This is a genomic window from Streptomyces sp. KMM 9044 (genome assembly GCF_024701375.2).
Classification (GTDB): Bacteria; Actinomycetota; Actinomycetes; order Streptomycetales; family Streptomycetaceae; genus Streptomyces.
Genome location: NZ_CP113910.1, coordinates 3,990,115 through 4,002,679, shown reverse-complemented (window position 1 = coordinate 4,002,679; position 12,565 = coordinate 3,990,115). Strand labels below are relative to the sequence as shown.

Below are 12,565 nucleotides of genomic sequence, written 5' to 3'. Positions count from 1 at the left end.
CAGTGATTCAGACAGTCTTGCGACGCTCGGCGCATGAATCCCGCCGCGCCAGAGCCGCCGCCCCGCAGGGGGAACGGGGACGCCCCACGGGCACGATCACTCCCGCCCGCGCACTCCGACGCGCTTGCGAGGCCCGTGGCGCGGAACAATGGGTTCATGAGCCAGTCGAACGCCGCAGGTGGCGCCAAAGCCCAGGGCCAGGTACAACACGCGCAGCCCTCCGTGGGCTCGATCGCCGCCCACCGGCCGCACACCGTGGCCGGGACGGTCTCCGACCTGGAACCCGACATCGACTCGGATCTCGACGTCTACGAGGAGGCGGACACGGGCGGCGAGCCGCTGCCCCAGGGCAGGTTCCTCGACCGGGAGCGCAGCTGGCTGGCGTTCAACGAGCGGGTCCTGGAGCTCGCCGAGGACCCGGCCACACCCCTCCTCGAGCGGGCCAACTTCCTCGCGATCTTCGCCAGCAACCTGGACGAGTTCTTCATGGTCCGGGTGGCCGGCCTGAAGCGCCGTATCGCCACCGGTGTCGCCACGCGCTCCGCGTCCGGCCTCCAGCCGCGCGAGGTGCTGGAGATGATCTGGGCCCGTTCGCGCGAGCTGATGGCGCGACACGCCGCCTGCTTCCACGAGGACGTCCTCCCCGGGCTGGCGGACGCGGGTATCCACCTGGTCCGCTGGAGCGAGCTGACGGAGAAGGAGCAGGCCCGCCTGTTCACCCTCTTCCGGCACCAGATCTTCCCCGTGCTGACCCCCCTGGCGGTCGACCCGGCGCACCCCTTCCCGTACATATCGGGCCTGTCGCTGAACCTGGCCGTGATCGTGCGCAACCCGGTCACCGGTCACCGGCACTTCGCCCGGGTGAAGGTGCCGCCGCTGCTGTCCCGTTTCCTGGAGAGCTCCCCGGGCCGTTACGTCCCTGTCGAGGACGTCATCGCGGCCCACCTGGAGGAGTTGTTCCCGGGCATGGAGGTGCTCCAGCACCACGCCTTCCGGCTCACCCGCAACGAGGACCTGGAGGTCGAGGAGGACGACACCGAGAACCTGCTCCAGGCCCTGGAGAAGGAGCTCATGCGGCGTCGCTTCGGGCCGCCGGTGCGTCTGGAGGTCGAGGAGAACATCGACCGTGACGTCCTGGACCTCCTGGTGCGCGAGCTGAAGATCGGCGAGGCCGAGGTGTACCCGCTGCCAGGGCCGCTCGACCTCACCGGTCTCTTCCGGGTCCACGGAATCGACCGGCCGGAGCTGAAGTACCGGTCGTTCATCGCCGGCACGCACCGCGATCTCGCCGAGGTCGAGTCGGCGTCCGCGGCGGACGTCTTCGCCGCGCTGCGCAGCCGGGACGTCCTGCTGCACCACCCGTACGACTCGTTCTCCACGTCCGTGCAGGCCTTCCTGGAGCAGGCGGCGGCCGACCCGGACGTCCTCGCGATCAAGCAGACCCTGTACCGGACGTCCGGCGACTCCCCGATCGTCGACGCGCTCATCGACGCGGCCGAGTCCGGCAAGCAGGTCCTCGTCCTGGTCGAGATCAAGGCCCGCTTCGACGAGTCCGCCAACATCAAGTGGGCACGCAAGCTGGAGGAGTCCGGCTGCCACGTCGTGTACGGCCTGGTGGGCCTGAAGACCCACTGCAAGCTGTCCCTGGTGGTCCGCCAGGAGGGCGAGACGCTCCGGCGCTACAGCCACGTCGGCACCGGCAACTACCACCCGAAGACGGCCCGGTTGTACGAGGACCTCGGCCTGCTCACCGCCGACCCGCAGGTCGGCGCGGACCTCTCGGACCTGTTCAACCGCCTCTCCGGCTACTCGCGCCGCGAGACGTACCGACGGCTGCTGGTCGCCCCCAAGTCCCTGCGCGACGGGCTGGTCTCCCGGATCAACAAGGAGGCCCAGCACCACCGCGCCGGACGCCCCGCGTACGTCCGCATCAAGGTCAACTCGATGGTGGACGAGGCGATCATCGACGCCCTGTACCGGGCCTCGCAGGCGGGCGTTCCGGTGGACGTGTGGGTGCGCGGCATCTGCGCGATCCGGCCGGGCGTCGAGGGGCTGTCGGAGAACATCCGGGTCCGTTCCGTCCTCGGCCGCTTCCTCGAACACTCCCGCGTCTTCTCCTTCGGCAACGGTGGCGAGCCCGAGGTGTGGTTCGGCAGCGCGGACATGATGCACCGCAATCTGGACCGCCGTATCGAGGCGCTGGTCAGGGTCGTCGACCCCGCCCACCGGGCATCCCTGAACCGGCTGCTGGAGTCCGGCATGTCCGACCGCACCACGTCCTGGCACCTCGGCCCGGACGGCGAGTGGACCCGGCACGCGACGGACACGGACGGCCAGCCCCTACGACATGTCCAGGAGATGCTCACAGACGCCCGGAGGCGCCGGCGTGGCACAGCAACACCTTGACCCGACGGACCCGGTGACCGGCTCGAAACCCGGCCCGACGACCGGCCCGACGACCGGTCCGGTGTCCGCGGAGGCCCTGGCGGTCTACCTGCGGGACCAGGCCACCGAGTTCCTCCGCGCGCTGCGCCTCCACCGGGAGGCGGGGGCGGGCGCGGCCTCGGGGGATTCCGTCGAAGCGGCGCTCGCGCTGCGCCGCTCGGCCCGCCGGATCAGCGGCAGCCTGCACACCTTCCAGGCGGTCCTGGACCCCGGCTGGTCCGAGGCGATGCGCCCGGAGCTGGCCTGGGTATCCGGCACCCTGGCCCTGGAACACGCCTGCTCGGCGCGGTTGGAGCGCCTGCTCCAGGCGCTGTACCGGCTGTCCGGCACGGCGACGCTCCCGGCCCAGGGAGCGGCCGGGACCGGTCCGGCGGGCGGAGCCGCCCGGTCCTCCGCCCCGGCCGCCGTCGCCGCCAGGGGTGATACCGCCTCGCTCGCCACCGGAACCGGCTCCATCGGAGCCGGAACCACCACCCCCGAGCGCGGCAGCCTCACCGTGGGTGCCGCCAAGGCCGGCGCTCTCCTGGACCGGCAGCTCACCCTGGCCCGGACCCGGGCGCACTCCACAGCGCTCCAGGCCCTCGGCTCCTCCCGGTTCCACGCGGTGGCCGACAAGGTCGCCGTGCTGGCCAGCGAGGTTCCGCTGGTCCCGGGCGCCGGTGCCGCCGATCTGCGTCCGCCCGCCGAGGCCGCGCGGGAGCGGCTGGCCGACGCCGTCGCGGCGCTGCCCCTGCTCACCGCGGGGAGCCCGTACAACGCGGAGGCGCTGGTCCACGGGCTGTCCCCGGATCTGGCCCCGCATCCGCAGGACGCCCCCTGGCACCAGGTCCGTCTGCTCCTGCGCCTGCACCGGTACGCCCGCGAGGCGCTGCACCACACCGCCGCCGACGCGGACGGCTCCACCTCGGTCCCGGCGTCCACCGCCGCCACCCCGCCCCCCGACGTCCGTCTGCTCGCCACCGGCGAGGCCCTCGACCGGCACCGGGACGCGTCCGAGGCGGCGGCGGCCGCGGCGCACGCCGCCAGGACCCCGCGTATCGCCCCGGCCACGGCGTACGCGCTCGGGGTGCTCCACGCGGACCAGCGGCACGAGGTGGAGGCGGCGCGGTACGCGTTCCAGCGCGGCTGGCACAAGGATGTCCTCGGCTCGCCATAGGGAGGTTCCGGTGGGCTCGACCCCGTCCGACCACGGTTTCGGCCACGGCGCAGGCCGCGCCTCCCGCGCACCCGGCCGACCCGGTCGCCTGACCGTCCAGGCGGCCGGCTGTGTCCTGTGGCGCCGTTCCCCGGTCACGTGCACGCTCGAACTGTGTCTCGTCCACCGGCCCAAGTACGACGACTGGTCCTGGCCCAAGGGAAAGCTGAAGCGCGGCGAGGACGCGCTCGCCGGTGCACTGCGCGAGGTCGCCGAGGAGACGGGCCACTCGGCCGTGGCGACGGCCGAACTCCCGTCGGCGCACTATCTGGCGAACGGCCGCCCCAAGCACGTCCGCTACTGGGCCGCCGAGGCGGTCTCCGGTGCGTTCACGCCCAACGACGAAGTGGACCGTGTCCTGTGGCTCCCCCCGCACATGGCCCGCGGCCGGCTCACCGAGCCGAGGGACGCGGACCTGGTGGACGCCCTGCTCGCCACCTTCCGCGCGTCGTCGGCGACACCCGCGCGGATACCGGGCGGGAACGTGCCCACCGCTCCGTTCCCGCCCGGTATCCGCCCGTGTCCTTGACGTAAGCGTTCCGTTACCTCACCGCACCGTCCATAGGGGTTCACCTTCCGTTCATTTGCGACCGTGGGGTGCTTCACCTGTTCTGCCTAATTTCGGTCGTACGGGATGCGAAGCGCCTGCCGAACGGGCACTCGCACCACCCGGACTCCGACTTAAGACTTCGCACGCCGCCGGAATTCAGGACGGCGGCACCTGGAAGGAACTCAAGTGAAGCTTCAGCGCAAGAACCGGCGGGCCCTCGCTCTCGGTGCTCTCGCCGTGTCCGGCGCCCTGGCCCTCACGGCGTGCGGCTCGGACGACACCAGCGGCGGCGACAGCGGGACCGCCGACAGCTCGGCCACGGCGCAGGCCGGCAACATCGACTGCACCGACGCCGCCGGCCAGCTCCAGGCCTCCGGCTCGTCCGCGCAGAAGAACGCGATCGACGCCTGGGTCAAGAACTACGCGGCCGCCTGCAAGGACGCGCAGATCAACTACCGTCCCGACGGTTCCGGTGCCGGTATCACCGCGTTCCTCCAGGGTCAGACCGCGTTCGCCGGTTCCGACTCGGCGCTCAAGCCGGAGGAGATCGAGGACTCCAAGGAGGTCTGCGCCGACGGTCAGGCCATCGACCTGCCGATGGTCGGCGGTCCGATCGCCGTCGGCTTCAACGTCCCGGGTGTCGACACGCTCGTCCTGGACGCGGCGACCCTCTCGGAGATCTTCGACAGCAAGATCACCAACTGGAACGACGAGAAGATCGCGAAGCTGAACCCCGACGCGGAGCTTCCCGACCTGAAGATCCAGGCCTTCCACCGCTCGGACGAGTCCGGCACCACGGACAACTTCACCAAGTACCTGAAGGCCGCCTCGCCCGACGCCTGGCCCTACGAGCCCGGCAAGTCGTGGGAGGCCAAGGGCGGCCAGTCCGCCCAGGGCTCCTCCGGTGTGGCGCAGCAGGTGAAGCAGACCTCGGGTGCGATCTCGTACTTCGAGCTCTCCTACGCCAAGGACGGCATCACGACCGTCGATGTGAAGACCGAGGCCGCCGAGCCGGTCGAGGCCACGATCGAGAACGCCACGGCCGCCATCGGCGCCGCCAAGGTCGTCGGCACCGGCAAGGACCTCGCGCTGGAGCTGGACTACACCCCGGACGCCGAGGGTGCCTACCCGCTCGTCCTGGTGACGTACGAGATCGCCTGCGACAAGGGCAACAAGGCGGAGTCCCTGCCCGCCATGAAGTCCTTCCTGAACTACATGGCCTCCGAGGACGGTCAGGGCCTGCTGGCGGACGCCGGCTACGCCCCGATGCCCGAGGAGATCATCACCAAGGTTCGCGAGACCATCACGAGCCTGAGCTGACCCGAGTGCGGCCCGGCCCCGGAACCCGGGGCCGGGCCGCACCGTCCGGTGCACCGCCGCCAGGGGCCCCCGACCAGCGGGAGGCCCCGCAGACCGGAGACCCCGATGGACACATCCACACAGCAGACCGCTCCACCCCCCGTCCCCCCGCCGCCCACGACGGAACAGAAGCGTGCCGCACGCGGCGCCACCCGTCCCGGCGACCGGATCTTCCTCGGGCTCTCCCGGGGGTCCGGCATCCTCGTCCTGGTGATCATGGCCGCGATCGCGGCCTTCCTCACCTACCGCACCGTTCTCGCGCTGAGTGAGAACGAGGCCAACTTCTTCACCTCGTTCGACTGGAACCCCAGCGGCAGCCCGCCGGAGTTCGGCATCGCGGTCCTGGTCTACGGCACCGTCGTGTCCTCGATCATCGCCATGGTCATCGCGGTCCCGGTCTCGGTGGGCATCGCGCTGTTCATCACGCACTACGCCCCGCGCAGGTTCGGCGGCACCATCGCATACGTGATCGACCTGCTCGCCGCCGTGCCCTCCATCGTCTACGGCCTGTGGGGCGCCCTCGTCCTGGTGCCGCACATGGACGGCCTCTACGGCTGGCTGGACGACTACCTCGGCTGGACCGGGCTCTTCGAGTGGAACGGTGGCGCCGCGCGCTCGCTGTTCACCGTCGGCATCCTGCTCGCCCTGATGATTCTTCCGATCATCACCAGCGTCAGCCGTGAGGTCTTCCGGCAGGCGCCGCAGATGCACCAGGAGGCCGCTCTCGCCCTGGGTGCCACCCGCTGGGAGGTCATCCGCATGTCGGTGATCCCCTTCGGCCGCTCCGGCGTGATCTCCGCCTCGATGCTGGGCCTCGGCCGCGCGCTCGGCGAGACGATGGCCGTGGCCATGGTGCTCTCGCCGTCCTTCGACATCAACGCCAGCCTGCTCGACCCGGGCGGCGGCACGTTCGCGCAGAACATCGCCAGCAAGTTCAACGAGGCCACCGTGATGGGCCGGGACGCGCTGATCGCGTCCGGTCTGGTGCTCTTCGTGATCACCCTGCTGGTCAACGGCGGCGCCCGCCTGATCATCGCCCGTCGCAAGGAGTACTCGGGGGCCAACGCATGAGCCACGCAACGATCACCCCCAAGTCCGCGCACTCCCTGCACGGCGCCCGGCTCCCCAAGTGGTTCGCCTGGGCCGTCGCGGCGGGATCCGTCGCCCTGGGCCTCGGCATCAGCACCGTGGCCGGCCTGGACAGCAGCGTCCAGTGGGCGCTGATCGCCGCGGTCCTCTTCGTCCTCGGCTCCTACGCCGTCTCGGCCACGGTCGAGGGCAGGCGCCAGGCCAAGGACCGCACCGCGACCAGCCTGGTCTGGGTCGCCTTCCTGATCGCCGTCATCCCGTTGGCCTCCCTCATCTGGGAGACCCTCAAGCGCGGTGTGAAGGTCCTCGACGGCTACTTCCTCACCCACTCCATGGGCGTCGTCGCCGACAGCGAGCCGGGCGGCGGCATCTACCACGCCATGCTCGGCACCCTGGAGCAGGTCGGCATAGCCGCGCTGATCTCGGTCCCGGTCGGTGTGCTGACCGCGATCTACCTGGTCGAGTACGGCCGGGGCAAGCTCGCCAAGGCCGTCACCTTCTTCGTCGACGTCATGACGGGTATCCCGTCCATCGTCGCCGGTCTGTTCATCCTCAGTCTGTGGATCGTGATCCTGGGCATGGGCTACTCCGGCTTCGCCGGGTCGCTCGCCCTGTGCATCCTGATGATCCCGGTGGTCGTCCGCTCCACGGAGGAGATGCTCAAGCTCGTCCCGAACGAGCTGCGCGAGGCGTCCCTCGCGCTCGGCATCCCGAAGTGGCGCACCATCCTGAAGGTCGTCCTGCCCACGTCCCTCGGTGGCATCACCACCGGTGTCATGCTGGCCGTCGCCCGCATCACCGGTGAGACCGCCCCCGTGCTGCTGCTGGTCTGGGGTACGAGCGTGATCAACGCCAACCCCTTCTCCGACCCGCAGGCGTCACTGCCGATGTACATCTACCTGCAGTACGCCAACAGCGGCGGCTCCGGCGCGGCCTACGACCGCGCCTGGGCGGCGGCCCTGACGCTCATCGCGTTCATCATGATCCTCAACCTCGTGGCCCGCGGCATCGCCCGCTGGAAGGCCCCGCAGACCGGTCGCTGACGCGGCCCACCGGCGATTCGGACCCGAAAGAAGCAGTGATCCACATGGCCAAGCGCATCGATATCAGCGGCCTCAACGCCTACTACAGCTCCTTCCTCGCCATCGAGGACATCTCGATGACCGTCGAACCCCGCTCCGTGACGGCCTTCATCGGCCCGTCCGGCTGCGGCAAGTCGACCTTCCTGCGCACGCTCAACCGCATGCACGAGGTCACGCCCGGCGGCAGGGTCGAGGGCAAGGTCATGCTCGACGACGAGAACCTCTACGGTCCCGGCATCGACCCGGTCGCCGTGCGGCGCGAGGTCGGCATGGTCTTCCAGCGCCCCAACCCGTTCCCCACCATGTCGGTCTACGACAACGTGGCGGCCGGGCTGCGGCTGAACGGCAAGTACAGGAAGTCCGAGCTGGACGGCGTCGTCGAGAAGTCCCTCAGGGGCGCCAACCTCTGGAACGAGGTCAAGGACCGTCTGAACAAGCCCGGCTCGGGCCTCTCCGGCGGTCAGCAGCAGCGTCTGTGCATCGCCCGCGCGATCGCGGTCGAGCCGAAGGTGCTCCTGATGGACGAGCCCTGCTCCGCCCTGGACCCGATCTCCACCCTCGCCATCGAGGACCTGATCGGTGAGCTCAAGGAGCAGTTCACGATCGTCATCGTGACGCACAACATGCAGCAGGCCGCGCGCGTCTCGGACCGCACGGCGTTCTTCAACCTGGCGGCCGTGGGCCAGCCGGGCAAGCTGATCGAGATCGACGACACGGAGCGCATCTTCTCCAACCCGTCGGTCCAGGCCACCGAGGACTACATCTCCGGCCGCTTCGGCTGATCCGAACCCCTCGCGGTGCTGCATGGCGGTGCCACCGCGAGGACGCAGAAGGGGCCCGCCCCCACTACCGGGGCGGGCCCCTTCGTCTGCCCCTACGGTGCCGGGCGCCGGATGCCGTGCCGGGGGCGCCCCGGACGCCACGCACCGAGCACCACACACCAGGTTCCACACACCACACCGGGTTCCGGGCACCACGCACCGGGCACCAGGTGTCAGGTTCCGGGCACCACGCGCCAGGTGTCACGTGTCAGATGCCGATGCCGGCACCGGCTACAGGAACGCCAGGTACACGAGCCCGTACGAGACCGCCGCCACCAGGGCCGCCGCGGGCATCGTGATGAACCAGCCCAGGATGATGTTCTTGGCGACGCCCCAGCGCACCGCGTTCACCCGCTTCGTCGCGCCGACACCCATGATCGCCGAAGTGATCACGTGCGTCGTCGAGATCGGCGCGTGGAACAGGTACGCCGACCCGAACATGATCGTCGCGCCGGTGGCCTCGGCCGCGAAGCCCTGCGGCGGGTCCAGCTCGATGATCTTCCGCCCGAGGGTCCGCATGATGCGCCAGCCACCGGCGTAGGTGCCCGCCGACAGCATCAGCGCGCAGGCGATCTTCACCCACACCGGGATCGGGTCGCTGTACTCCTCGACATCGGCGATGACGAGCGCCATCACCACGATGCCCATGGTCTTCTGCGCGTCCTGCAGACCGTGGCCGAGCGCCATGCCGGCCGCCGACACCGTCTGCGCGATGCGGAAGCCCCGCTTGGCCTTGTGCGGGTTGGAGTTCCGGAAGATCCACATGATCGCGGTCATGACCAGGTAACCCGCGAGCAGGCCCACGATCGGCGAGACGAACATCGGGATGACGATCTTCTCGAGCACCCCGCTCCAGTACACCGTCGTCCCGCCGGCCAGCGCCGCTCCGACCATGCCGCCGAACAGGGCGTGCGAGGAGGAGGACGGCAGGCCGAAGTACCAGGTGATGAGGTTCCAGGTGATCGCGCCGACCAGCGCCGCGAACAGGATCCCCATCCCCTTCGAGCCCTCGGGGGTCTGGATCAGCCCCTCGCTGACGGTCTTGGCGACCTCGGAGCCCAGGAAGGCGCCGGCCAGGTTCATGACGGCGGCCATGGCGAGCGCCGCGCGCGGGGTGAGCGCACGGGTCGACACCGAGGTGGCGATGGCGTTCGCCGAGTCGTGGAAGCCGTTCGTGTACGTGAAGAAGAGCGCGACCCCGATGGTCACGACCAGAGCGAAGGTGTCCATGGACGGTTTCAGGACTCCTTGACGGCGATGGTCTCCACCGTGTTCGCCACGTGCTCGAAGGCGTCGGCCGCCTCCTCGAGGACATCCACGATCTGCTTCAGCTTGAGCACCTCGATGGCGTCGTACTTGCCGCTGAAGAGGTGGGCCAGCAGTTTGCGGTGGATCTGGTCGGCCTGGTTCTCCAGGCGGTTGACCTCGATCCAGTACTCGGTGAGGTGGTCCATGGTGCGCAGGTTCGGCATGGCCTCGGCCGTGAGCTCGGCGGCCCGCGCGAGGACCTCGATCTGCTGGTCGACGCCCTTGGGCAGCTCCTCGACGTTGTAGAGGACGACCAGGTCGACGGCCTCCTCCATGAAGTCCATGATGTCGTCGAGGGACGAGGCGAGGGAGTAGATGTCCTCGCGGTCGAAGGGCGTGATGAACGAGGAGTTCAGCTGGTGGAAGATCGCATGGGTGGCGTCGTCACCCGCGTGTTCCGCGGCCCGCATACGCTCGGCGATCTCGCCCCGGGCAGGGGTGTCCGCCCCGAGCAGTTCCATGAGGAGTTTCGAGCCCGTGACGATGTTGTCCGCGGATGCGGCGAACATGTCGTAGAAGCTCGTCTCCCTGGGGGTCAGACGAAAGCGCACGTGGGGTCCTCGGGGTGCATCGGTTCGGTGTGGCTGATGCTAGGCGCACCATCCAGCCACGGCTACGGGCCGCCCACCAGTGTCACCCATCAGGCAGGGCGACGGACACGGGGGCGGTCCGACGGCTGCGCCACGGCCGGCGCCGGCGGTACCGGCCGCAGTGCCCATACCCGGCAAAGTTCGGTACGATATACCCACCAGGGGTATATGTCGCCCGCCATTGCACCAGGAGGACGCGATGACGACCACCGAGGCCGGCGCGGACGCGTCCTCCTCTCCGGACGCGACGGACGGGACGAGCGTGAAGGACGTGACGGAAGTAACGGCCGCAACGGGAGCGAAAGACGCCCCCTCGACCGCCACGGCGGTCGGGGTCGTGACCGACCACGACCGGGGCATCCACGGCTACCACCACGAGAAGCAGGAACACCTCAAGCGCCTGCGCCGCATCGAGGGCCAGATCCGGGGCCTGCAGCGGATGGTCGACGAGGACGTCTACTGCATCGACATACTCACCCAGGTGTCCGCCTCCACCAAGGCCCTGCAGTCCTTCGCGCTGCAACTGCTGGAGGAGCACCTGCGCCACTGCGTCGCGGACGCGGCCGTCAAGGGCGGCGACGAGATCGACGCCAAGGTCAGGGAAGCCACCCAGGCCATCGCCCGCATGCTCCGCACCTGACCCCTACGGGCGTGCCCCGGCCGCCGTCTCCGCACGCACCTCGGCCACGCGCAGCACCTGGTCGATGCTCTCCAGACTGAGCGGCCCCTGGGCGGCGGAGGCGGCGATGATCAGCTCCCCGCACAGCTCGATCTCGGCGAGGGCCACATGGTCCTGAACCAAACCACCCCCGAGCGGAGCCACGCACGTCACCTCATCCATACGGTCATAAGGTCAGAGGCTTCCTAGGGTAGGCAGCATCCGACTCCCCGCGCATGGCACATAAGGGCTAGTTCACGCCGGTCAATCCCGGCCCGCGCCCCGGCCCACGCCCCCCACTACTCGGCCGGCTCCTCGCCCGGCTCCTCGCCCGGCTGCTGGGCGATCCGCCCCACGTAGATGTCACCGGTCTCCGGGAGGCGTACGTCGGCGGGGGTGCCGAAGGCGTAGAGCAGGGTGGTGGAGGCGACCGCGACCGGGGCGGACTCCTCGTTGTTCACAAAGCTGAAGCGGTGGCGGACCTTGCGGATGCGTCCCTGGTCGTCGAGGTAGACGTCGAAGGGGACCTCGGCGGTGGCGAACCCGTTCGCCGCCGCGCCGAGCGGCCCCTTGTTCGCCTCCGAGGCGGCCTGTGCGGCCTCGTGCAGATCCGCGGTGCCACGGTAGTGCCGCACCGCGGCACCCGCGAGTTCCGTCCTGCCCACGTACGTCGCCGTCCGCGCGCCGCGCAGCAGCTCGGCGGCGGTGAACGGGTCGGTGGCGCCGCCGGTGACGAGGTTCCCGTCGGACAGGGTCCCGGTGTCCACCCGCACCCACTTGTCCGCGGGCACCCCGGCGCCCCGGTTCTTCATGAACAGCGCGCCCGGCGCGAGCAGTTCGGTGATGGGCCGGCGCACCGGCGCACCGGACGGGTCCTGCGGCAGCAGCACCTTCAGCCGGCCGATCCGCTTCCGGTAGTCGTAGACGCCCTCGCCGCGGATGGTCACGCGGGTGCCGCCGGTGGCCATCTCCATCGACGTACGCGCCTTGGAGCTGCCCGCGCCCACCAGCGCGTCCGCGGCCCCCCGCACCACCACCGCCGCCTCACCGCCGGCCGTGTCGCCGTCCCCGCCGCGACCGCACCCCGAGACACCACCGAGGGCCAGCCCGCCGGCCACACCGAGCGCAACGACCGCATCACAGATCCGCGTACGCTGCGGTTGCCGTCCAGCCATGGCCCGCCTACCCCCGCTCCATCCGACACGGGCTAACCCTTTTTCAAGGTCAACGACCGGTAGGGAACCCCGTCACGGACCTGGTCACGCGGACACGCCCGGACGGTACCGTGGTGGCGTGGAAGAGCAGGACGACACGGAGCACCCCCAGGAGCACCGGATCACCACCGCTGAACTGGGACCTTTCTGCTTCGCCCGCTGCAGTTGCGGCTGGCGCGGCCCCGCGCGAAGGGCCAGAAGCCTGGCCCGCGCCGAGGGCCAGAAACACGCGATGGGGTGACCTTCCCGGGAAT

Annotated in this window: 13 protein-coding genes; 9 read left to right on the top strand and 4 right to left on the bottom strand. The window is 70.1% G+C overall.

What is annotated here, in order from left to right; genetic code table 11:
- Positions 1 to 33 precede the first annotated feature (33 nt).
- The 7 genes from HUV60_RS18070 (at position 34) to pstB (ending at position 8,502) form a co-directional block, all read left to right on the top strand.
- Positions 34 to 2,406: an RNA degradosome polyphosphate kinase gene (locus HUV60_RS18070; RefSeq protein ID WP_443047336.1), complete on the top strand. Its 2,373-nt coding sequence runs from the start codon at positions 34 to 36 to the stop codon at positions 2,404 to 2,406.
- A complete protein-coding gene (locus HUV60_RS18065; protein ID WP_257848296.1) occupies positions 2,387 to 3,601 on the top strand; it encodes a CHAD domain-containing protein in 1,215 nt (404 codons plus the stop codon). The genes HUV60_RS18070 and HUV60_RS18065 overlap by 20 nt, the downstream gene beginning before the upstream one ends.
- Entirely contained in the window at positions 3,582 to 4,169 is a 588-nt protein-coding gene (locus tag HUV60_RS18060) for an NUDIX hydrolase (RefSeq protein WP_443047335.1), read from the top strand. The genes HUV60_RS18065 and HUV60_RS18060 overlap by 20 nt, the downstream gene beginning before the upstream one ends.
- Positions 4,170 to 4,376: 207 nt before the next feature.
- The gene (gene pstS / locus HUV60_RS18055; protein WP_257848295.1) at positions 4,377 to 5,510 is read left to right on the top strand and encodes a phosphate ABC transporter substrate-binding protein PstS; all 1,134 of its coding nucleotides are present in this window, start codon (positions 4,377 to 4,379) and stop codon (positions 5,508 to 5,510) included.
- 105 nt (positions 5,511 to 5,615) lie between these two features.
- Entirely contained in the window at positions 5,616 to 6,620 is a 1,005-nt protein-coding gene (gene pstC / locus HUV60_RS18050) for a phosphate ABC transporter permease subunit PstC (protein ID WP_257848294.1), read from the top strand.
- Positions 6,617 to 7,681 (top strand): phosphate ABC transporter permease PstA, encoded by a 1,065-nt coding sequence (gene pstA / locus HUV60_RS18045; RefSeq protein WP_257848293.1) that lies wholly within the window; start codon positions 6,617 to 6,619, stop codon positions 7,679 to 7,681. Before pstC ends, pstA begins: the two co-directional genes overlap by 4 nt.
- Before the next feature lie 44 nt (positions 7,682 to 7,725).
- Positions 7,726 to 8,502, top strand: coding sequence for a phosphate ABC transporter ATP-binding protein PstB (pstB, locus tag HUV60_RS18040; RefSeq protein WP_257848292.1), 777 nt, complete (start codon positions 7,726 to 7,728; stop codon positions 8,500 to 8,502).
- Between the two features lie 270 nt (positions 8,503 to 8,772).
- On the opposite strand, the gene HUV60_RS18035 is transcribed toward pstB, so the two are convergent.
- Together HUV60_RS18035 and HUV60_RS18030 are read right to left on the bottom strand one after the other, a co-directional pair.
- Positions 8,773 to 9,771 (bottom strand): inorganic phosphate transporter, encoded by a 999-nt coding sequence (locus tag HUV60_RS18035; protein ID WP_257848291.1) that lies wholly within the window; start codon positions 9,769 to 9,771, stop codon positions 8,773 to 8,775.
- Positions 9,772 to 9,779: 8 nt separating this feature from the next.
- Positions 9,780 to 10,400: a DUF47 domain-containing protein gene (locus tag HUV60_RS18030; protein ID WP_257848290.1), complete on the bottom strand. Its 621-nt coding sequence runs from the start codon at positions 10,398 to 10,400 to the stop codon at positions 9,780 to 9,782.
- A gap of 238 nt (positions 10,401 to 10,638) precedes the next feature.
- On the opposite strand from HUV60_RS18030, the gene HUV60_RS18025 reads away from it, so the two are divergent.
- Positions 10,639 to 11,079 (top strand): metal-sensitive transcriptional regulator, encoded by a 441-nt coding sequence (locus tag HUV60_RS18025; protein ID WP_269441201.1) that lies wholly within the window; start codon positions 10,639 to 10,641, stop codon positions 11,077 to 11,079.
- A gap of 3 nt (positions 11,080 to 11,082) precedes the next feature.
- On the opposite strand, the gene HUV60_RS18020 is transcribed toward HUV60_RS18025, so the two are convergent.
- A complete protein-coding gene (locus tag HUV60_RS18020; RefSeq protein ID WP_443047334.1) occupies positions 11,083 to 11,280 on the bottom strand; it encodes a hypothetical protein in 198 nt (65 codons plus the stop codon).
- 116 nt (positions 11,281 to 11,396) lie between these two features.
- On the bottom strand, positions 11,397 to 12,272 hold the full coding sequence (locus HUV60_RS18015; RefSeq protein WP_257848289.1) for a hypothetical protein: 876 nt from the start codon (positions 12,270 to 12,272) through the stop codon (positions 11,397 to 11,399).
- A 118-nt stretch (positions 12,273 to 12,390) separates the two neighbouring features.
- Here HUV60_RS18015 and HUV60_RS18010 point away from each other — a divergent pair, with 118 nt between their 5' ends.
- Positions 12,391 to 12,552 carry a hypothetical protein gene (locus HUV60_RS18010; protein WP_257848288.1) on the top strand — a complete coding sequence of 54 codons (162 nt, stop codon included), beginning with the start codon at positions 12,391 to 12,393 and terminating at the stop codon, positions 12,550 to 12,552.
- The last annotated feature ends 13 nt before the right edge of the window (positions 12,553 to 12,565 follow it).

What these genes read in the sequence shown, in the direction of transcription:
- HUV60_RS18015 (WP_257848289.1), bottom strand. Translation starts at nt 12,272, where the DNA reads ATGGCTGGACGGCAACCGCAGCGTACGCGGATCTGTGATGCGGTCGTT.
- HUV60_RS18035 (WP_257848291.1), bottom strand. Translation starts at nt 9,771, where the DNA reads ATGGACACCTTCGCTCTGGTCGTGACCATCGGGGTCGCGCTCTTCTTC.
- pstB (WP_257848292.1), top strand. Translation starts at nt 7,726, where the DNA reads ATGGCCAAGCGCATCGATATCAGCGGCCTCAACGCCTACTACAGCTCC.
- HUV60_RS18020 (WP_443047334.1), bottom strand. Translation starts at nt 11,280, where the DNA reads ATGGATGAGGTGACGTGCGTGGCTCCGCTCGGGGGTGGTTTGGTTCAG.
- pstC (WP_257848294.1), top strand. Translation starts at nt 5,616, where the DNA reads ATGGACACATCCACACAGCAGACCGCTCCACCCCCCGTCCCCCCGCCG.
- HUV60_RS18025 (WP_269441201.1), top strand. Translation starts at nt 10,639, where the DNA reads ATGACGACCACCGAGGCCGGCGCGGACGCGTCCTCCTCTCCGGACGCG.
- HUV60_RS18070 (WP_443047336.1), top strand. Translation starts at nt 34, where the DNA reads ATGAATCCCGCCGCGCCAGAGCCGCCGCCCCGCAGGGGGAACGGGGAC.
- HUV60_RS18060 (WP_443047335.1), top strand. Translation starts at nt 3,582, where the DNA reads ATGTCCTCGGCTCGCCATAGGGAGGTTCCGGTGGGCTCGACCCCGTCC.
- pstA (WP_257848293.1), top strand. Translation starts at nt 6,617, where the DNA reads ATGAGCCACGCAACGATCACCCCCAAGTCCGCGCACTCCCTGCACGGC.